Source organism: Paenibacillus glycanilyticus NBRC 16618, from assembly GCF_004000805.1.
GTDB classification, from domain to species: domain Bacteria; phylum Bacillota; class Bacilli; order Paenibacillales; family Paenibacillaceae; genus Pristimantibacillus; species Pristimantibacillus glycanilyticus.
On sequence record NZ_BILY01000014.1, the window covers coordinates 1 to 17,929 of the forward strand.

General features: G+C 49.9%; 21 protein-coding genes. 11 read left to right on the forward strand and 10 right to left on the reverse strand.

Annotated features, from left to right (window positions below):
- From PGL01S_RS13015 to msrA, 7 genes are all read left to right on the forward strand, one after another.
- The coding region (locus PGL01S_RS13015) for a DEAD/DEAH box helicase (RefSeq protein WP_218032364.1) at positions 1 to 1,811 on the forward strand (1,811 nt) is incomplete at its 5' end.
- An 88-nt stretch (positions 1,812 to 1,899) separates the two neighbouring features.
- Positions 1,900 to 2,352: a VOC family protein gene (locus PGL01S_RS13020; RefSeq protein ID WP_127495049.1), complete on the forward strand. Its 453-nt coding sequence runs from the start codon at positions 1,900 to 1,902 to the stop codon at positions 2,350 to 2,352.
- 107 nt (positions 2,353 to 2,459) lie between these two features.
- A complete protein-coding gene (locus tag PGL01S_RS13025; RefSeq protein WP_127495050.1) occupies positions 2,460 to 2,762 on the forward strand; it encodes a Dabb family protein in 303 nt (100 codons plus the stop codon).
- Between the two features lie 101 nt (positions 2,763 to 2,863).
- Positions 2,864 to 3,367 carry a DinB family protein gene (locus PGL01S_RS13030; protein WP_127495051.1) on the forward strand — a complete coding sequence of 168 codons (504 nt, stop codon included), beginning with the start codon at positions 2,864 to 2,866 and terminating at the stop codon, positions 3,365 to 3,367.
- A gap of 516 nt (positions 3,368 to 3,883) precedes the next feature.
- Entirely contained in the window at positions 3,884 to 4,882 is a 999-nt protein-coding gene (locus tag PGL01S_RS13035) for a Gfo/Idh/MocA family protein (protein ID WP_127495052.1), read from the forward strand.
- A gap of 3 nt (positions 4,883 to 4,885) precedes the next feature.
- Complete coding sequence (locus tag PGL01S_RS13040; protein ID WP_127495053.1) at positions 4,886 to 5,959, forward strand: Gfo/Idh/MocA family protein; 1,074 nt, start codon at positions 4,886 to 4,888, stop codon at positions 5,957 to 5,959.
- A gap of 198 nt (positions 5,960 to 6,157) precedes the next feature.
- The gene (gene msrA / locus PGL01S_RS13045) at positions 6,158 to 7,114 is read left to right on the forward strand and encodes a peptide-methionine (S)-S-oxide reductase MsrA (RefSeq protein ID WP_127495054.1); all 957 of its coding nucleotides are present in this window, start codon (positions 6,158 to 6,160) and stop codon (positions 7,112 to 7,114) included.
- A 64-nt stretch (positions 7,115 to 7,178) separates the two neighbouring features.
- Here msrA and PGL01S_RS13050 read toward each other — a convergent pair whose 3' ends face one another.
- Positions 7,179 to 8,204: a tRNA dihydrouridine synthase gene (locus tag PGL01S_RS13050; protein ID WP_127495055.1), complete on the reverse strand. Its 1,026-nt coding sequence runs from the start codon at positions 8,202 to 8,204 to the stop codon at positions 7,179 to 7,181.
- A gap of 125 nt (positions 8,205 to 8,329) precedes the next feature.
- Positions 8,330 to 9,262 (reverse strand): LysR family transcriptional regulator, encoded by a 933-nt coding sequence (locus tag PGL01S_RS13055; protein ID WP_127495056.1) that lies wholly within the window; start codon positions 9,260 to 9,262, stop codon positions 8,330 to 8,332.
- A gap of 150 nt (positions 9,263 to 9,412) precedes the next feature.
- On the opposite strand from PGL01S_RS13055, the gene PGL01S_RS13060 reads away from it, so the two are divergent.
- Together PGL01S_RS13060 and PGL01S_RS13065 are read left to right on the forward strand one after the other, a co-directional pair.
- Positions 9,413 to 10,675 (forward strand): amidohydrolase, encoded by a 1,263-nt coding sequence (locus tag PGL01S_RS13060; protein ID WP_127495057.1) that lies wholly within the window; start codon positions 9,413 to 9,415, stop codon positions 10,673 to 10,675.
- A gap of 4 nt (positions 10,676 to 10,679) precedes the next feature.
- The gene (locus tag PGL01S_RS13065; protein WP_127495058.1) at positions 10,680 to 11,918 is read left to right on the forward strand and encodes an amidohydrolase family protein; all 1,239 of its coding nucleotides are present in this window, start codon (positions 10,680 to 10,682) and stop codon (positions 11,916 to 11,918) included.
- 110 nt (positions 11,919 to 12,028) lie between these two features.
- Here PGL01S_RS13065 and PGL01S_RS13070 read toward each other — a convergent pair whose 3' ends face one another.
- Positions 12,029 to 13,228, reverse strand: coding sequence for an MFS transporter (locus PGL01S_RS13070; protein WP_244935587.1), 1,200 nt, complete (start codon positions 13,226 to 13,228; stop codon positions 12,029 to 12,031).
- Between the two features lie 223 nt (positions 13,229 to 13,451).
- Here PGL01S_RS13070 and PGL01S_RS13075 point away from each other — a divergent pair, with 223 nt between their 5' ends.
- Positions 13,452 to 14,030: a TetR/AcrR family transcriptional regulator gene (locus PGL01S_RS13075; protein WP_127495060.1), complete on the forward strand. Its 579-nt coding sequence runs from the start codon at positions 13,452 to 13,454 to the stop codon at positions 14,028 to 14,030.
- Between the two features lie 61 nt (positions 14,031 to 14,091).
- On the opposite strand, the gene PGL01S_RS13080 is transcribed toward PGL01S_RS13075, so the two are convergent.
- From PGL01S_RS13080 to PGL01S_RS13100, 5 genes are read right to left on the reverse strand one after another with little or no spacing between them, the layout of a single operon-like run.
- The gene (locus PGL01S_RS13080) at positions 14,092 to 14,388 is read right to left on the reverse strand and encodes a spore coat protein (RefSeq protein ID WP_127495061.1); all 297 of its coding nucleotides are present in this window, start codon (positions 14,386 to 14,388) and stop codon (positions 14,092 to 14,094) included.
- A gap of 13 nt (positions 14,389 to 14,401) precedes the next feature.
- Positions 14,402 to 14,605: a hypothetical protein gene (locus PGL01S_RS13085; protein ID WP_127495062.1), complete on the reverse strand. Its 204-nt coding sequence runs from the start codon at positions 14,603 to 14,605 to the stop codon at positions 14,402 to 14,404.
- A gap of 31 nt (positions 14,606 to 14,636) precedes the next feature.
- On the reverse strand, positions 14,637 to 15,773 hold the full coding sequence (locus PGL01S_RS13090; protein WP_127495063.1) for a zinc-dependent alcohol dehydrogenase: 1,137 nt from the start codon (positions 15,771 to 15,773) through the stop codon (positions 14,637 to 14,639).
- Entirely contained in the window at positions 15,770 to 16,156 is a 387-nt protein-coding gene (locus PGL01S_RS13095) for a spore coat protein (RefSeq protein WP_127495064.1), read from the reverse strand. The genes PGL01S_RS13090 and PGL01S_RS13095 overlap by 4 nt, the downstream gene beginning before the upstream one ends.
- Positions 16,157 to 16,168: 12 nt before the next feature.
- Positions 16,169 to 16,411, reverse strand: coding sequence for a spore gernimation protein GerQ (locus PGL01S_RS13100; RefSeq protein ID WP_127495065.1), 243 nt, complete (start codon positions 16,409 to 16,411; stop codon positions 16,169 to 16,171).
- 157 nt (positions 16,412 to 16,568) lie between these two features.
- Here PGL01S_RS13100 and PGL01S_RS13105 point away from each other — a divergent pair, with 157 nt between their 5' ends.
- A complete protein-coding gene (locus PGL01S_RS13105; protein ID WP_127495066.1) occupies positions 16,569 to 16,850 on the forward strand; it encodes a hypothetical protein in 282 nt (93 codons plus the stop codon).
- Between the two features lie 55 nt (positions 16,851 to 16,905).
- Here PGL01S_RS13105 and PGL01S_RS13110 read toward each other — a convergent pair whose 3' ends face one another.
- Positions 16,906 to 17,391 (reverse strand): CBO0543 family protein, encoded by a 486-nt coding sequence (locus PGL01S_RS13110; RefSeq protein WP_127495067.1) that lies wholly within the window; start codon positions 17,389 to 17,391, stop codon positions 16,906 to 16,908.
- Positions 17,388 to 17,879, reverse strand: a complete 492-nt coding sequence (locus PGL01S_RS13115; RefSeq protein WP_244935578.1) for a CBO0543 family protein — start codon at positions 17,877 to 17,879, stop codon at positions 17,388 to 17,390. The genes PGL01S_RS13110 and PGL01S_RS13115 overlap by 4 nt, the downstream gene beginning before the upstream one ends.
- Positions 17,880 to 17,929 lie beyond the last annotated feature (50 nt).

A 17,929-nucleotide genomic window follows, 5' to 3' on the forward strand; every position in this document is an offset into this window, starting at 1 on the left:
TCGTGCAGTTTCGCGGCCAATGGGTTCCGCTTGATCCGGCCCTGCTGGCGCAGATCCGTAAAGCGATGGCGGGCGTCGATCCAAGGCGGGGACTGTCCTTCCAAGACGTTCTGCAGCTGCATCTACGCCGCAATCGCGGCTTATTCATGCAGGCGGCAACGGGCAAAGACGGCGAGAGTGTCGGCGAGGAAGACGACAAGAACGAAGGCGAACTGGAGATGGACCTTGAGCTTAACGAGCACCTGACGAATGTTATCGGTCAGCTGACGCAACAGGCCGACTGGCCGTCGGTCCCGGTGCCGACGACGCTGCATGCGGAGCTGCGCAGCTACCAGCAGGGCGGCTTCTCTTGGCTCGCTTTCCTGCGGAAGTATGGGATCGGCGCCGTTCTTGCCGATGACATGGGCCTCGGAAAGACCATACAGTTCATCACGTACCTGCTGCACGTCGCCGAGGAGGAATCCGCGAACGGAAGACGCCGTCCCGCCCTGCTGATCTGTCCAACCTCGGTACTTGGCAACTGGCAGAAGGAAGTGCGTCGATTCGCGCCATCGCTGCGAATCCTGCTTCATTATGGCAGCAAACGGCTGGGCGGCGAAGCATTTTACGAGGAAGCGGCTGAGGCGGACCTTGTGCTGACCTCATACGCGACATCAACATTGGATCAGGAGCTGCTCGGCGGCTATACCTGGTCGGCGATCTGCCTCGATGAAGCGCAGAACATCAAGAACGCCAACACGAAGCAGGCCATGGCGGTGAAGAGCTTCCCCGCGAGGCATCGCATTGCGCTGACGGGCACGCCGATCGAGAACCGGCTCGCGGAGCTGTGGTCGATCTACGATTTTACTAATCCGGGCTATCTTGGCACTGCCCGAGTCTTCGCAGAGCGGTTCGGGCAAGCGATCGAGCGCGAGCGCGACGAGAAGCGGACGCAGGAGCTGCAGCGGCTTGTGAAGCCGTTTATGCTCAGGCGCAAGAAGAAGGATCCGAACATTATGCTGGACTTGCCGGAGAAGAACGAAATGAAGACCTATATCCATCTCACCGGAGAGCAAAGCGCGCTCTACGAGCAGACCGTCAAGGAGCTGATGGACGAGGTCAAAAAGCTGGAAGGTATTCAGCGCAAGGGAGCGATCCTCTCCGCGCTGACCCGGCTGAAGCAGCTGTGCAACCACCCCGTACTCTTTACGAAGGAAGTCGTGCCTGTGCCGGAAGACGAGCGGGAGGAAGCCGCCGAATCGGCTATGCTCATCAGCCGCTCCGCCAAGCTCGAACGGCTGCTCGACCTCGTGAAGGAGCTGCGAGAAGAAGGCGAGCGATGCCTGATTTTTACGCAGTACATCGGCATGGGCGAAATGCTACAGCGAGTGCTCGCGCGGGAGCTTGGCGAGCCCGTCCTATACTTGCACGGCGGCTCGTCCAAAACGACCCGCGACAGGATGATCGAACAGTTCCAGTCCCGTGAGCTGCCAGCCGCGGAGCAGCCGAATGTGTTCATCTTGTCGATCAAAGCCGGCGGCGTAGGGCTCAATCTGACCGCGGCGAACCATGTATTCCATTTCGACCGCTGGTGGAACCCCGCCGTGGAGAACCAGGCGACGGATCGCGCCTACCGGATGGGCCAGACGCGCGACGTGCAGGTGCACAAGTTTATATCGCTCGGCACGCTGGAGGAGCGGATCGACGAGATGCTCGAGAGCAAGCAGCAGCTGAGCGACGATGTCATCACAAGCTCGGAAAGCTGGATCACGGAGCTTTCGACGGACGCGTTGCGCGACCTGTTCACACTGCGGCGCGACTGGTCGGAATAGCGCGACCGGCTCTGGTATTCGCGTCTATGGATAGAATAAATATGAAGATGATCATCTCATAAATTTGCGCGCATAAGGAGATAAAACGATGGCAAAAAGCAAATTGCTAAGAATGGACAATGTTGGCATTGTTGTAGAATCCCTCGATGACGCCATCTCCTTCTTCGAGGAGATTGGCTTGAAGCTCGAAGGGAGAGCCACTGTCGAAGGCGAATGGGCTGGCCGCGTAACCGGGCTCGGTTCTCAGTGCGTAGAGATTGCAATGATGGTTACCCCGGATGGACACAGCCGGCTTGAGCTTTCGCGATTTCTCGCCCCGGCCACAATATCGGATCACCGGACTGCTCCTGTAAATGCCCTCGGTTATCTTCGCGTCATGTTCACCGTTGAAGACATTGACGAATTGTTGTCTAGACTCGTTAAGCATGGTGCTCAGCTCGTTGGCGAGGTTGTTCAGTACGAAAACTCGTATCGGCTCTGCTACATTCGCGGAAAAGAAGGACATCTAATCGGTTTGGCGGAACAACTCGGTAATAAATAAGCGACGTATAATAGACAACATAACAGAATGGCGGACGGTCTGAAGGTGCTGATTAAATATACCCCTTAGATAAACCGCCAATTCATAATATACGGAGGTAATAAGTTATGTATGAACATCTCGTTATTTTCAAGTTCAATACGAATATCACACCTGCCAAGCACCAGGAACTGCTGGGTCAATTGCTCGGGTTTAAGGAACGTATCCCGGGAATTCTCGATATAAGTGCTGGCCTCAACGTAACCGAAGAAACGGAAAATGTACACGGCTACACGCTTGGATTACGGGTTACATTTGATAGCCTTGAATCCCTTCGTTCCTATGGACCTCATCCCGTCCATCAGGAATTTGTAAAATCACTAGATGGTGTCCTAGAAAATGTTGTAGTTGTTGATTATCCAAAGGTCTAGTTCATGCCTAAAAGTGTTCCGAAAAGATGGCCGGCAATTATTCGACGAACAGATTGCCATTGATAAAATAACGAGATTTTTATGATTGAGAGGGTACTGATTTGGACAGTTCTAATATTGTTATTGATTTGCTATTACATAAATACAAAGCGGATCAGAAATGGACTCGAATTGTGATTGAGCAATTATCCGAAGAAGATCTCTCCTGGTCGCCGACGCCTGAGAGCAATAGCATAGCTAATTTGATAGCGCATATATCAGGAGCAGCACGTTATTGGTTTGATGTCGCCTACTACGGAGCTCCAATGAATGAGTACAGGAGTATCGAATTCGAAAGAGGGTTGCAGATGTCGAAAGACCAGGCACTGGAAATTTCGAAGAAGTCCTATGATTCTATTATCGGAGTTCTCGAAATGATGAAAGCAAACCCTGAACGATTGCTGGAACAGCCGTATTTACATTACCCGCCATTCGACTCTGGTGCATTAAACAATGAATGTACCGTTCTAGAAATGCTTTTGCATCAATTCAGACATTTACCTAGTCATACAGGACAAATCATATATATAGCAAAAATGAGGAAGGGGAATTTAGTGTGGGACTGAAGCTTCGTTCCGCGAACGAATCTGTCATACCCCTCACCGATAGCTATTTCTAAGCCGCGTTTCACGCGGTTTTTTTTATTTGTATAAACTAGGATCCCATTATTCGTCGCAATCTCATTGTTTTTCTGTCCTTATGTAATATTGTTTCATATTTAATATATATGATATATTTTAGATACGCTTGACAGGTTGGAGGTGATTCCGCCGCACAAAGAGAGGTGCTTCATTTCGAGTACTTAGTGCCGATTACGAGCGAGCCTTACCGAGCTTGATTTTCATAGTTGAAAGCACCGCACCTAACCGCATAATGGCGATTGCGACCGTTATACCATGCATTATATATAGTCCGCCTTTAGGTACATTTCTTCAACCTCGGACGGCCGTCCGCCACTACTCCCATTCATTTACCACTCCACTGTAACTGCTCGCATAACTCACCTTTGCAAGACGCATGCACCTAAAATCGAATAAGCAACGAGCCGCCTTTTTATTACATGAACTTGGAGGGATTCTCGAATGCTAAATGTTGCCATGCTCAGCAAGTGGCATGTTCATGCCGACGGGTACGCCAAACACCTGCAATCGCTTGAGAACGCTACCATTACGGCCGTATGGGATGAGAACAAGGAACGGGGTAGCGCCTGGGCAAAAGAGCTCGGAGCCGGGTTCGAATCCGACCTTGATGCACTCCTCCGCAGGGAGGACGTGGACGCCGTAGTCGTCGATGCTCCGACAAGCATGCATGCCGATGTGATGATCGCCGCAGCGAACGCGGGCAAGCATATTTTCACCGAGAAAGCGATGGCGCTTACCTTCGCGGAATGCGACCTTATCTCGGCTGCTGTCCGGCAGGCGGGCGTCAAGTTCTGCATTTCGTTCCCCGCCCGGACCAGACCGCATCATCTGTTCGCCAAGCAGCTGCTGGACGAAGGCCAACTCGGCGAAATCACACTATTGCGCATTCGAAACGGCCATGACGGCGCGCTCCGCAATTGGCTGCCCGACTATTGGTACGACGAGAAACTAGCAGGCGGAGGCGCCATGATGGATCTCGGCTGCCACCCGATGTACCTGGCCAGCTGGCTGCTCGGCCAGCCGAAGCGCATCACGTCGATGTTCAGCCATTTCACGGGCCGAGCAGTTGAAGACAACGCGCAATGCTCGATCGAGTTCGCGAACAATGCGGTCGCGCTGCTGGAAACCAGCCTGGTCACTTACCGGACGCCGCCGGCGTTCGAGCTTTACGGTACGGAAGGAACGCTTATCATCTCCGGGGACAGCGTGCAAGTTGCATCCAAGCATGCCGATTCACCGCTTCAGGGCTGGATTTCTCCTTACCGGCTGCCTGAAGCGCAGCCGCTGCCATTGACGCAATGGGTGAACGGCGTCCTGAACGACGTGCCGATGCCCTTCGGGCTGGAGGATGGCACAAAGCTGACGGAGCTGCTAGAAACGGCCTATATTGCGCATCGAGAGCGAAGAACGGTCGAATTCAATTCAGCCGGGAGGATGTAAGCAATGCGTACAGTCAAGATAGGGATTATCGGATGCGGCATGATCGCGAACGGCAAGCATATGCCAAGCCTGGCCAAGGTTGAACAAGCAGAGATGGTTGCATTCTGCGATCTGATCGAGGAACGCGCGCGCGAAGCCGCCGAGAAGTACGGTGCTCCAGGCGCCTTGGTGTTCACGGATTACAAAGAACTTCTAGCCATGGAAGAAATCGAAGTCATTCATGTTCTGACGCCGAATATCTCGCATGCTGAGATCTCGATCGCGGCACTGGAGGCCGGGAAGCATGTCATGTGCGAGAAGCCGATGGCAAAGACCGGAGCCGAAGCGAAAGCCATGTATGACGCTCATGTCCGGACCGGGAAGAAGCTGACGGTCGGCTACCAAAACCGGAGCAAAGCGCAGTCCCAACTGCTGAAGAAAATGATCGAGAACGGCGAGCTTGGCGAAATCTATTATGCCAAAGCGGTTGCGACCAGACGGAGGGGAGTCCCCACATGGGGCGTGTTTCTGGATAAAGAGAAGCAGGGCGGAGGTCCGATGATCGATATCGGCACTCATTCTCTGGATCTCATCCTCTGGCTGATGAACAATTACGAGCCGGAAAGCGTCGTGGGCAGCGTCTTCCACAAATTAAAGCATACGGAGAACGCGGCGAACGAGTGGGGTTCCTGGAACCCGAAGGAGTTCGAAGTGGAGGATTCGGCCTTTGGCTATGTGAAATTTAAGAACGGCGCCGTCGTTTCGATTGAAACCAGCTGGGCACTTAATGTCGCCAAGACGGAAGGGTCGTATTTGTGCGGCACGAAAGGCGGGGCGGACTTCAACGGAGGCCTGCGAATCAACGGCGAGAGGGACGGCAGCCTGTTCCTGAACGTCATCGACGTAGATCCGAAGGCGAGAGAACGCTTCAGGGGCGAGAATCTAACCGATTTCGAGTACGAAGCCAAGCAGTGGATCGAATGCATTGTAAACGATGAGGAGCCGCTTGTGAAGCCCGAAGAAGCGATGGTTGTTTCGGCGATTCTCGAGGCGGTCTATATTTCCGCCGAAACCGGGAAGCCGGTCTTCTTCGACTGACTAGACGGACATGACAGGACAATTGGATCAATAGTTCTAAGATATCGGAGCAGCCGGCGTATAACGTTCGGTTGCTTTTTTATTAGGAGTCACGGTAGGTCTGGTTTTAAATTGATAATAACTTGATCCCATACCCGACAAGACATACAATGTGACTAATAAGAATGGCAGAAACGGAAGTCTGGTGGTGCATAGGTAATGCTTAATTCAAATCAGAGGACAGAGATCGCTACATTTGCAGGAGGCTGTTTCTGGTGCATGGTACAGCCGTTCGACAAACTTCCCGGGATTGATTCGGTCGTTTCCGGTTATACGGGCGGCCATACCATAAATCCGACCTACGAAGAAGTCGGTACGGAAACGACAGGTCATGTCGAAGCTGTTCAAATTACATTTCGGCCGGAGTTGTTTCCTTATGAGCGACTCCTTGATATCTACTGGCAGCTCATTGATCCCACCGATCATGGCGGACAATTCGGGGATCGTGGCTCATCATACCGAACCGCGATATTTGTACATAATGAGGAACAGCGCAAGAAGGCAGAATCCTCTAAGCAAGCATTGAAGAAGAGCAAACGATTCAAGAAGCCTATCTTGACCGAAATCTTACCCGCGATGGCATTCTATCCTGCTGAGGATGAGCATCAGGATTATTACAATACGCACCGAAGATCTTACAATTTGTATCATGAAGGCAGCGGACGAAAAGAATTCTTCGAACGAAGCTGGAATACGAAGAAAGACAAAGATCAGCTTCGTCAGCAATTAACGGAGCTGCAATATAACGTTACACAGAATAGGGATACAGAACCTGCGTTTCAGAACGCATATTGGAATAACGAACGCGAGGGGCTTTATGTCGATGTCATAAACGGCGATCCGTTGTTCAGCTCCAGGGACAAGTACGATGCTGGAACCGGCTGGCCAACCTTTTCAAAGCCAATTGAAGAGGGCTGGATTCGGAAAGAATCCGATCTAAGCAACGGTCAGGTGCGAACGGCGCTTCGCAGCCGAATATCCAAGTCGCATTTGGGTCACTTAGTCCAAGATCTTAACCAGCCTCAGTACCGTATCAATTCCGCTTCTTTACGCTTTATTCCGGCAGAGCAATTAGAGACGGAAGGGTACGGCCGCTATATCCCGTTTTTCACATAAATAAGAGACCTTTCAAGAGTTCATTGAACTTTTGAAAGGTCTCTTATTTTTTGATGTACTCGTATTAATTTCGCAAACCATCCGGCGTTAACTCTAAATTTTTGGATTCCGGAAGGGATGCGTCAATCTGATCTAAAACAGCATTCACTAAACGACGAACTTCATCGGTTGATTTCGTTTCCATTAATTGAATTCTTAATTCGTTTGCGCCTCTAAATCCACGAACATAGATTTTGAAAAAGCGAAGAAGCGGTTTAAATGAACGCGGCAGGACTTCTGTTGAATATTTATCGTGAAGATCCAACTGTAATAGAAGCAATTGGAGAAAGTCCTTCGCACTATGTTCTTTAGGTTCTTTTTCAAAAGCGAATGGGTTGGTGAAGATACCGCGGCCAATCATGACGCCATCAACGCCGTATTGTTCCACTAATTTCAATCCGGTTGCGCGGTCGGGAATATCTCCATTAATGGTTAACAGCGTGTTTGGAGCAATTTCATCGCGTAATTTTTTTATTTCGGGGATGAGTTCCCAGTGCGCATCTACTTTGCTCATTTCTTTTTTCGTACGAAGATGAATCGACAGATTGGCAATATCTTGTTTCAATATATGCGTTAACCAACCTCGCCACTCGTCAACCTCAGAGTAACCCAATCTTGTTTTTACACTAACTGGCAGTCCGCCTGCTTTGGCTGCTTGAATAATGGCTGCCGCAACTTCAGGATGCCGTATTAATCCCGCACCTTTTCCATTGGAAGCGACGTTTTGTACAGGGCATCCCATGTTTATATCGATACCGCGAAAACCAAGCTTTTTCATATCCATACTCATCTGCTCAAAAAATGCCGGCTTATTGCCCCAAAGATGAGCAACGATCGGTTGCTCATCTTCCGTAAACGTTAACCGACCGCGGGTGCTTTCTATTCCTGCAGGGTTGCAATAACTATCGGTACTAGTGAATTCTGTGAAAAATACGTCTGGTTTTGCAGCTGTACTAACAACGTGACGAAATACAACATCTGTGACATCTTCCATTGGTGCTAATATAAAAAATGGCTTGGGTAAATCAAGCCAGAAATTTTCGTTACTCATATAATCTCCTTCTTTTGCAGCAATTAAAATGATTAGGCTATTGTAAACTCGTTAACCCATCATACATAGTATCATTTTTTTTCGTTTCATGCACAAAAACAACTGTGATTGTTTATCAGTTATGATTATAGGTCAGCCGAATACTCGTACTTCGTATCGTTAGGTATGGTCATAGCATCGTTCCGTTCCTTTTGCATAAACTCGATAAAATTTTGTGCCGTCTTGGATAGAAGGTGATTCTTCAGCCATATTAATCCGACCGGGGCCGCCATTAGAGGCTCGCCGGTAATCTTGTGCGCATGTATGGCATATCCTTTGTATCTTTTAAGCAGCGTTTCCGGAACGATCGACGCGCTGAAGCCGGATGAAACCAAATCCATTAAGAGCGCAATGTCGGAACACTCGCCAACAAGGTTGGGACGCAAATGAAGGCGGGAAAATGCCTCCAAAATCAAATAATGCACGCCTAATCCCTGCGTGCTTGGCAGCAGGAGCGGTTGGTTTTGAACGTCTGCAAGCGATACTTCATCTTCGAACCGTTTCTGTTTCTTAGACGTGATCAAATAGAACGGTTCAGCGTAGAGATGCAGCACCGAAAACTCATCCAACCCGAGAGGTAATCGAATGAAAGCTAATTCGACTTCGCGTTCTCTGACTAATTGACAGAGATACGCGGATTCGTTTTGCTGTATTTTATAAGTGACCTTCGGGTATTGCCTCTGAAAATGGAGAAGGATTTCGGGCAATTCGGCAACCGAAAACGTATTGACGCCTATCGCCAGGTTGCCGTTAACCCCGTTTCCGACTTGCTTTACTTCCGTTTTCGCTTCTTCCATTAACTGATCCATTTGCAACGCATATTTATACAAGGCTTTTCCGGCTTCGGTAACTTCTAAATACTTCCCGCTTCTTTCCACTAGCGTTGTCGCGAGTTCACTTTCCATTGCTTTCAAAAGTTGGCTTATTGGCGGTTGAGAGAGAAAAAGTCTTCGCGCGGCAGCTGAAATGCTTCTTTCCTCCACAATCGCTATAAAATACCGAAGTTGTCTGATGTCCAAGGACGAAACAGCTCCTCTCCCTATATGAAAAAGTTAAGTGAAACTAATTATATATATATTTTTCGTTTGGTTTTACTCATGGTAGCATATTTACATCAGAAAGCGGAACAGACTCAGGTAGTATGAATACGCACGGAGAGGTGAGGAACCATGCACGAAACGTATTTGATGAAGAATGTCCGTCTGGAAAACGGTCATTCGAAAGAAAATGGCGCCGTTACGGGGACGACCACGGGTTTATATGATCTGCTGATCGAGAACGGCATAATTGCCGAAATCAATACTGCAAGCAGCGAGATGCCGCACGGAACAATACAAGGCGGAACGGAATCGACCAAAGCGTTGCCCGTCCTTGACGCGCGGGGGCTGCTTGCATTGCCGTCCTTCATCGAAAAGCATTGCCATCTGGACAAGACGTTGCTCGGCGACCGTTGGCGGCCGGTTCGTCCGGCGCCGACAATATTCGAACGTTTCGAAATCGAGAAGAACACGCTGCCCAAGCTGGCGACATCGATGAAGCATCGAGCCGAGACGCTGCTTGGCACGTTGCTTCAGGCGGGTTCGACGCATGTGCGCACGCATGTCGACATCTACCCCGAGGCCGGGCTTCGTCATTTGGAGGCCATTCAGGAAGCGATTGCAGCCTTCGAGGGCAAGCTGGCCGTCGAAATCGTCGCCTTTCCGCAGCATGGGCTCATCCGAACGCAATCCGCCGGGCTTGTGAGGGAGGCGCTGGCCCGAGGCTGCGGCTTGATTGGCGGCGTGGATCCGGCGACCGTTGACGGCGACATGGAAAGATCGCTGCAGCAGATGATGGAGCTGGCCGTGGAAGCGGACGCGGATGTCGATTTGCATCTGCACGACGGGGGGAGCATCGGTCTTCAGACGATCAAACGGTTGGCGCAATTGACGGAGGAAGCCGGCTGGCAAGGCCGCGTATCGATCAGCCATGCATTTGCGCTGGGTGATATGGAAGGCCGGGAAGCGGACGAGACCGCGCAGCGGTTGGCTGAGCTCGGCGTCACGATCATCACGAGCGTGCCGATAGGGCGATCGATCCCGCCGGTTCCTTTCCTTCGCGCAAAGGGAGTGCCGGTAGCGGTCGGGTGCGACAATATTTTCGATTCGTGGTCGCCGTTCGGCAACGGAGATATTCTCGAACGGGCAGGCCGCTTGGCGGAACGGTTTGGCTATAACACGGAGCAAGCGCTGGCCGATTCGATCCGTTTGATAACGGGAGGTCGCACGCAGCTTGATTCGGATGGAAGACAAGCATGGCCGAAGCCGGGGGACGAAGCAAGCATCGTTTTCGCGGAAGCGAGCTGCTCGGCGGAAGCGGTCGCCAGAAGAGCGAAACGTCCGGCAGTCATGTATAAAGGAACGGTCGTTTCGGGATCGTTGGAGAGGGGGTGACGACATGAAACATTCGGCTTACTGGCTGGTCGACGTTCGCTTGGAAAGCGGCTACCGTTATGAAGACGATGCCATCGTCGGAACCGATACGGACATCTGTCATATCCGTGTGGAGGATGGCCAAGTCGCGGCGATCATAGACTCCGACAATCGGCCAAGCGACGGGCTTCCGCAGCTTGATGCGGACGGGCTCCTCATGCTGCCTGCTTTCAAGGAAATGCACATCCATATCGATAAAACCTATTACAGCGGACCGTGGAAAGCGGTGCGGCCCGTATCCAGCATTTTCGGAAGGTTCGAAGAAGAACGCGAGCTGCTGCCGAAACTGCTGCCGACGGCTAGGCAGCGAGCGGAAAGCATGCTCGGCATGCTGCTTGGATTCGGATCTACCCATGTCCGGACACACTGCAACATCGACCCGGTCGTCGGCATGAAAAACTTGGAAGCAACGATGCGGGCGTTTGAGACGTTCTCGGGCAAAATGACGCATGAGATCGTTGCGTTTCCTCAGCATGGACTACTTCGCTCCCATGCTATCGAGCTGGTGAAGGAAGCGATGAAGCAAGGTGCGACCCATGTCGGAGGGGTAGACCCGGCAACCGTCGACGAGAATATCGAGAAATCGCTGCAGACGATCATGGACATCGCCGTTCAAACGAATGCGGGCGTCGACATCCATATTCACGACCGCGGCGAGCCCGGCTTGACGACGATGCACAGGCTTGCCGATCTTACGGAGCAGGCGGGGTGGCAAGGCAAAGTAACGGTAAGCCATGCGTTTGGCTTTGCGGGCGAGAGCGAAGCCGCCGCTGAATTGGCCAAGAGGTTTGCGGGATTAGGCATTTCCGTCACCTCGACGGTACCGTTCGGCAACTTGATCATGCCGATTCCAATGCTGAAAGCTAAGGGAGTCAAAGTAGAATTAGGCAATGACAGCATCACCGATCATTGGTCGCCGTTCGGTACCGGGGATTGCCTGGAGAAGGCAGGCCTGCTCGCCGAGTTGTACCGGTTCGTCGACGAACGTTCGCTCGCGGAATCACTCGGCTTTATCACCGGGGGCACGATTCCGCTTGACGCCAATGGCAAGCGAGTATGGCCTGCGGTTGGCGATAAAGCCGACGCGGTTTTCGTGCAAGCCAGCTGCTCCTCGGAAGCGGTAGCGCGGCGGGCACAGCGCAAGGCGGTATTATTCGGAGGCGCCGTCGTTTCCGGCTCGTTGAAGAGTCTGCTTGAACAGTAAACACCAGTATCACTTGAGGAAGGCAGCCGGTCAGAACGACGGTTGCCTTCCTTAATTACGTGTTGCCAAACGACAAGCAGTTCTATTCAAAGCCGTTTTTTGTCCATTTATTACTTTGGGCGACTCGTAACGACCCACAGCAACAAGGCGATTGCACTTACCCCCGCTCCAAGCCAACATACCCCGGTCCAACCGGCATGAGCGTATAGACTTGTAGAAGCAATCGAACCAATGGCACTGCCAATGGAATAGAAAATCATGTACGCTGCGGTAAGCCTGCTGCGAGCCTCAGGACGGACTTTCAAAATCATGCTTTGGTTCGTAACGTGCACGGCTTGAACCGCAAGATCAAGAAGGATTATGCCAACGACAAGAGCGGCAAGCGATTGCTTCGTATAGCTGATTGGCAGCCACGATACCATTAATATCACGAGTGCTATACCTGTTGTATGTTGTCCCTGCCCACGGTCGGCCAAACGTCCAGCTCTAGCTGCCCCCAATGCCCCGGCAACGCCAACAAGACCGAAAGCTCCGATTACCGTATGCGAGAGCGATAGCGGAGGCATGCTGAGCGGCAATACTAGCGCGGTCCAAAAGATACTGAAAGCTGTAAAGATCAGCAATCCGAATAAGGAGCGAATACGCAAGACGCGTTCCTCTCTATACAACGCAAATACCGATTGAAGCAGCTGGATATATGTCAGCGATGCTTTATGTTGTTCTTGCGGTAAAAACTTAAGAAGCGTCAATGCAATAATAAACAGGCAGCCTGCGGAGAAAAGATAAACGGAACGCCAGCCGGCAAGATCGGTTAATATTCCTGCAGTAGATCTCGCAAATAAGATGCCGATTACGATGCCGCTAGTTACTAGGCCGATGATACGTCCCCGAGCAGAAGGAAGAGCTAAGGCTGCCGCATAAGCGACAAGCGTTTGCGTGACAACGGCCAGCAATCCTACGACCGCCAAACCCGAGAACAATACTCCCGCTCCCGGGGCGAGAGCGATGGTGACCAAGGCGATCACGGACAAGAACATTTGCCCCGGAATCAACCAGCGTCTGTTAATCAAATCACCAAGCGGTACAAGCAACAGAAGGCCTAACGCATAAAATCCTTGCGTGACCGTAATAACGATACCAACGGACGAACGCCCCATATCAAATTCACTTGAGATAGCGTCAAGCAGGGGTTGTGCGTAATAAACATTCGCGACAGCCAGCCCGCATGCTACGGCAAACAATAACGCTAACCCCCTCGACATTACAGCAGGCTGGCGATTGGAATAAGCTTGCTCTGTTATTGCCTCCATTTCTTCCTTCCCGGAACTAACCTTTACCATCTTCTCATCACCCTCCTCACAATGTATTGTACTGGGTAGTATATTATACCGAACGGTAAAATAAGGGCATGAAATAAAAATACCTCCAGAGATTCCTGAAGTCAAGAGATATTTTAAGGACATTTGACAAACTGGATGGCTTAACAATATGATTTATATCATACCGATCAGTATAATATAGGGAGGAAAAGCTATGGTTCGACTTCGGGAGTTCGATAAGGAGGAAGCGCTTCATGCCGCGATGCGAGTGTTTTGGGAAAAAGGCTTTGAGGCTGCATCATTAAACGATTTGACGTCGGCAATGGCCATTCAACGACCTAGCCTTTATTTAGCTTTTGGCGATAAAGAACAACTGTTTGAGCAAGCCTTACGCAAGTACACGCTATGGCATGCTTCAAATGTTAGGGAGAAACTTAACAGTAAATCCTCTATCAAGGATGCTATTCATTCGTATTTTACAGGTTTGGCCGATGAAGCGTACCAAGGGGAAGACAGCCTGGGATGCTTTTGCATCAATACGATGGTAGAACTTGCGTCCAAGGATGAGAAATTCGCGATTATTACAAGAGAACATCAAATGTATTTAGCTGTCTTATTTCAAGAAGCGATTGAAAAGGGGACTCAAACCGGAGAACTTTATGCAGATATAAATACCAAAGCTTTAGCTCAAAGTTTAGTCGTTTCATTAATCGGAATCACGGTTATGTTAAAGGCGCGACCGGATCGATTGTTTATCGATAATGCGATTAATGCAGCTATATCGCTTCTCTAAGAGAAAAAAAACGCGCCTGAACCATAGCGGTTTTGCGCGTTTTGTCGGAACGAATATGGTGTCAGGACGGAATGTTCATAGCGGTCTGTATATTATTGAGATCGAGCTCAATTTGCTCCGGAATATGGTAGGGATGGTACAAGCCCCGCTGTATCATGTAGTTTGTTATCTTTTCATGGGAGTCTATAGCATCGTCCAGCTGTTTCATCAAAATTTGCTTGATTTCGGGGGTGACGCATTCGGTTACGGCCATGGCGTAGTTTCTGACTCCGCTCTTGGCGTTCATCAACAGATCCATTGCGATCACGTCATCGGTCAGCGTATGAAGCCCTGTCAAGTGTTCGATTAGGGTGTTCATGTTCTTATCTCCTTTAGGTTAGAGTCGCTTTAGACAGCACTCCACTGAGCTCCTGAAGGTGCTGCTGTGATAATTGTACGTCTTGTTGCAAAATTTGATTGAGCTCCGGGTCGGTTACCAGAGCTTGCATGGTTTTGGATTTGGTCATGCAAACGGTCTTGAACGCAGTGATTTCATGAACCTCCAGCATCTCATGCAAAGCGTAATTGGAATTCATTCGGATTGTCCTCCCTGTAGTACACCTTAAATCACGGTTTTAAGATGACTTTGATGCAATTGTCCGTTTTCGTATCGAACACTTCATAACCATGCTTGGCTTCGCTAAGCGGAATGACGTGCGTAACAATATCTCCCGGGTCTACTTTGCCCGACGTAACAAGCTCGTACATATACGGCATATAGTGAATGACCGGGGCTTGTCCGGACCGGATATTCACGTTGCGTTGCATGATGTCTCCGAGCGGGAATCCGTTATAACGTCCGCCGTATACGCCAGTGACTTGGATGGTACCGCCTTTGCGTACAGCCTGGGACGCAATGATAAATGCGCTCATGGTGCCGCCTTGCAGTTTCAAACCGCTGGCTAGAAATTCGAGATCGCTCATCTTGCCGTCCATTCCAACCGCATCAATCACGACATCGGCTCCGCCTTTGGTCATTTCCTTTAGCGTGTTGCCAATATTCTTATCCTGTTCGAAGTTTACGATTTCCACATGGTTCGTTCGCTTCGCATGCTGTAAGCGGTAATCGACATAATCAACAGCGATGACCCGCTTTGCTCCCTTAAGCCAGCAGAATTTTTGGGCCAGAAGTCCGACCGGACCGCAGCCGAGCACGATGACCGTATCTCCATTCTTGACGCCGGCGTTATCCACGCTCCAGAATGCCGTCGTCATGGCATCGGCGATCAAACTCAGCTTTTCGTCCGGCTGCTCGCAGCTTTCGGGAATCTTGAAGTGGGTGAAGTTAGCATACGGAACCCGCAGATACTCGGCTTGCCCGCCAGGGTAACCGCCGGTCGTTCCGGAGTAGCCGAAATAGGCGCCCATATCCCCGTGTTCGTTTGAATTGTCGCATTGGCTTTCCAGCTGATTCTTACAAAAAAAGCATTCTCCGCATGCGATGTTGAAAGGGATGATTACCCGGTCGCCTTTCTTTACCTTGGTCACACCAGGGCCTACTTCTTCGACAATCCCCATCGGTTCATGCCCGATGACATAGTTTTCCTGAAGGTTAGGGATCATCCCGTGAATCAGGTGAAGGTCCGATCCGCATATGGCGGAACTGGTGATTCTTACAATCATATCGTCCGGTTTTACAATCTTCGGATCCGGCACCTCTTTGACCACGACATTTTTAATCCCTTGATACGTTACCGCCTTCATGCATTATGTCCTCCAATATGTTCATCTGGGGTCCGATCAAACATTCCTTTACGCGACGTATCACCCGGGAACAAATTCATCTGCCCGATCATCACCGTATTTTTGGCTGAAAGCTGGTCGAGCTGGTATTGTTCGTTCAGTTCGTAAGGATGGAACCATTTTTTGCGAATCATAAGCTCCGTGATTTCTTGGTGCAGTGCAATTCCCTGCATAAGATGATTGCGCAACAGCGCTCTTACATCGGGAGAAGCCGTTTCCGTCAGGGCGATGGACAAATTTCTTACGCCTTCTTTGGCACGGATAAGGAAATCCGTTGCAAATGTCATATCTGCCATCTCCGGCATATTTAACGAGTTAATCGGGTCTAAATAATCGGTATTCATTGGCGTTCCCCTTTAATGAGTGATAGGTGTCGGGCTATTCGGAACAGGCGCTTGGAAAGGGGCTCTTGCGTAGATGGCCTGAAGCTCGGCGATCTGCTGCGTGGATAGAATGACGTCCTTCTGCATTAACGCTTTTAACTCTTGGTCAAAGACCAAGCCTTGCATAAGTTTTGACTTAGCCAGGCAGAGTGTTTTGAAGTTTAGCGCTTCATGCAGTTCCATTGATTCGTGTGGTGCTAGCGTTGGCATATCCATTGAGAAAGTATCCTCTCCTTCCTTTAATCCGAATTAGCTTATCCTGCGCATTGAATCCTATACTAAAAATGGATGGCCCGAATATAAACAAAATCACAACCGCATACTTACTTCTGTTTAAGTCATTTGATCTTCGCTCAAGGAAGGAGGACTCATCTTGCCCAATGAAAACAAAATTGATCTAGCTACCGAAAATGCAAGAAAACCAGCACAAGATTCGCTTCATTCGAGCAGCAATACGCTGGAGCAGCATGCATCTAACGCGGTCTCTGAAGTGCAAACGGCTTTAAATCAGGCGCTAAGCTCGATCAGTGAATCTAATGCGGCAACAAATTCACAAGCCTTGGAGACAGCCCGGCAGCAATTGACCCAAGCAGAGGAATTTTTAGATCAAGCGCAAACTTCAGCAAACGCATTACGACTGCCGGACCAACAGTAAAACGATAGCAAAGAGCCTTCAATTCCACTTCTAATAGTGGTTTTGAAGGCTTCTTTTATATATATCTGGCACCTCTCATTGTCCCAAAGTAGATCACGCAGAAAGCCCGAGTCATCAGGAACGTGAGGAAAATCGTAGCCCACGACCAAAACCAGTTCCAATGAACATACCGAATCAGATCGGTATATTGTTGGAGCAGCACCTCACCAATTATCAGTACAGTAGTGAATAGCACGTAATAGCCGAATTGAACCCAGCCGCTCCGTGAGCTCGGATAATACGCGTTAAACACCGCGCATGTCATCGGAAAGGCCATATATTCGTAGGTGAAACTCGTCCGGTTAACTTCGGCAAACTCCCTTACGGGATAGGCGAGAAGTTGGAGTTCGACTACGACATGACCGAAAATACACGTTAAATACTGTTTGAATAAAAAAGCAACCATCGCCAATCGACGTTTCTCCCTTGGGATGACGAGAATCATTAATAATGAAAGGATCCACGCTGAAACGATAATGCCGTACTGCGCCAGCAAACTCATCCCTCGCTCAATTCCTTTCTGAAAACTTTCCGGTCTTTAAAAAACCAGCTCACTAGAACGTGAACGGAGAGAAATATAATCGATAACACGATTGCCATCAGACTCCAGTGAAAATGAACATATTCCACCAATTCGGTTTTTGCGGCCAGCATCCCGTCGATTAAGGTGAGCAGTGAAATCCAGACACCAAAGTAAAAACACGTTATCCATTTATTCGCCCGAGGTCTATGAATGTAATACAGACCGCTGGCAACAGGCGTCCACACCACTTTGAACGTGATATTTAAATCCGATGCTTTGGGAAATTCACGTAATGGGTAGGCCACCAAATCAAATTGAACGAGCAGAATTTCTACTATCCATCCAACAGCCTGACACACAAGAAAGCACAACACAAATTCATGAGCTTTTGCTTTTGGAACAAAAAAATAGATGGTGGTTACACACACAAACCAGACTAGCAGCAATAAATTTCGTTCCATGTCCATGGCCATAGCTTGTACAGGAGAGGAGACTCCTATGTATGATGTACTTCTTA

Excerpts from the sequence above, each read along its gene's own strand:
- PGL01S_RS13070 (WP_244935587.1), bottom strand. The coding sequence starts at position 13,228 with ATGGAGGCAATAACAGAGCAAGCTTATTCCAATCGCCAGCCTGCTGTA.
- PGL01S_RS13075 (WP_127495060.1), top strand. The coding sequence starts at position 13,452 with ATGGTTCGACTTCGGGAGTTCGATAAGGAGGAAGCGCTTCATGCCGCG.
- PGL01S_RS13115 (WP_244935578.1), bottom strand. The coding sequence starts at position 17,879 with ATGGACATGGAACGAAATTTATTGCTGCTAGTCTGGTTTGTGTGTGTA.
- PGL01S_RS13110 (WP_127495067.1), bottom strand. The coding sequence starts at position 17,391 with ATGAGTTTGCTGGCGCAGTACGGCATTATCGTTTCAGCGTGGATCCTT.
- msrA (WP_127495054.1), top strand. The coding sequence starts at position 6,158 with ATGCTTAATTCAAATCAGAGGACAGAGATCGCTACATTTGCAGGAGGC.
- PGL01S_RS13085 (WP_127495062.1), bottom strand. The coding sequence starts at position 14,605 with ATGAATTCCAATTACGCTTTGCATGAGATGCTGGAGGTTCATGAAATC.
- PGL01S_RS13020 (WP_127495049.1), top strand. The coding sequence starts at position 1,900 with ATGGCAAAAAGCAAATTGCTAAGAATGGACAATGTTGGCATTGTTGTA.
- PGL01S_RS13025 (WP_127495050.1), top strand. The coding sequence starts at position 2,460 with ATGTATGAACATCTCGTTATTTTCAAGTTCAATACGAATATCACACCT.
- PGL01S_RS13065 (WP_127495058.1), top strand. The coding sequence starts at position 10,680 with ATGAAACATTCGGCTTACTGGCTGGTCGACGTTCGCTTGGAAAGCGGC.
- PGL01S_RS13050 (WP_127495055.1), bottom strand. The coding sequence starts at position 8,204 with ATGAGTAACGAAAATTTCTGGCTTGATTTACCCAAGCCATTTTTTATA.
- PGL01S_RS13040 (WP_127495053.1), top strand. The coding sequence starts at position 4,886 with ATGCGTACAGTCAAGATAGGGATTATCGGATGCGGCATGATCGCGAAC.
- PGL01S_RS13100 (WP_127495065.1), bottom strand. The coding sequence starts at position 16,411 with ATGGATATGCCAACGCTAGCACCACACGAATCAATGGAACTGCATGAA.
- PGL01S_RS13090 (WP_127495063.1), bottom strand. The coding sequence starts at position 15,773 with ATGAAGGCGGTAACGTATCAAGGGATTAAAAATGTCGTGGTCAAAGAG.
- PGL01S_RS13080 (WP_127495061.1), bottom strand. The coding sequence starts at position 14,388 with ATGAACACCCTAATCGAACACTTGACAGGGCTTCATACGCTGACCGAT.
- PGL01S_RS13035 (WP_127495052.1), top strand. The coding sequence starts at position 3,884 with ATGCTAAATGTTGCCATGCTCAGCAAGTGGCATGTTCATGCCGACGGG.
- PGL01S_RS13095 (WP_127495064.1), bottom strand. The coding sequence starts at position 16,156 with ATGAATACCGATTATTTAGACCCGATTAACTCGTTAAATATGCCGGAG.
- PGL01S_RS13060 (WP_127495057.1), top strand. The coding sequence starts at position 9,413 with ATGCACGAAACGTATTTGATGAAGAATGTCCGTCTGGAAAACGGTCAT.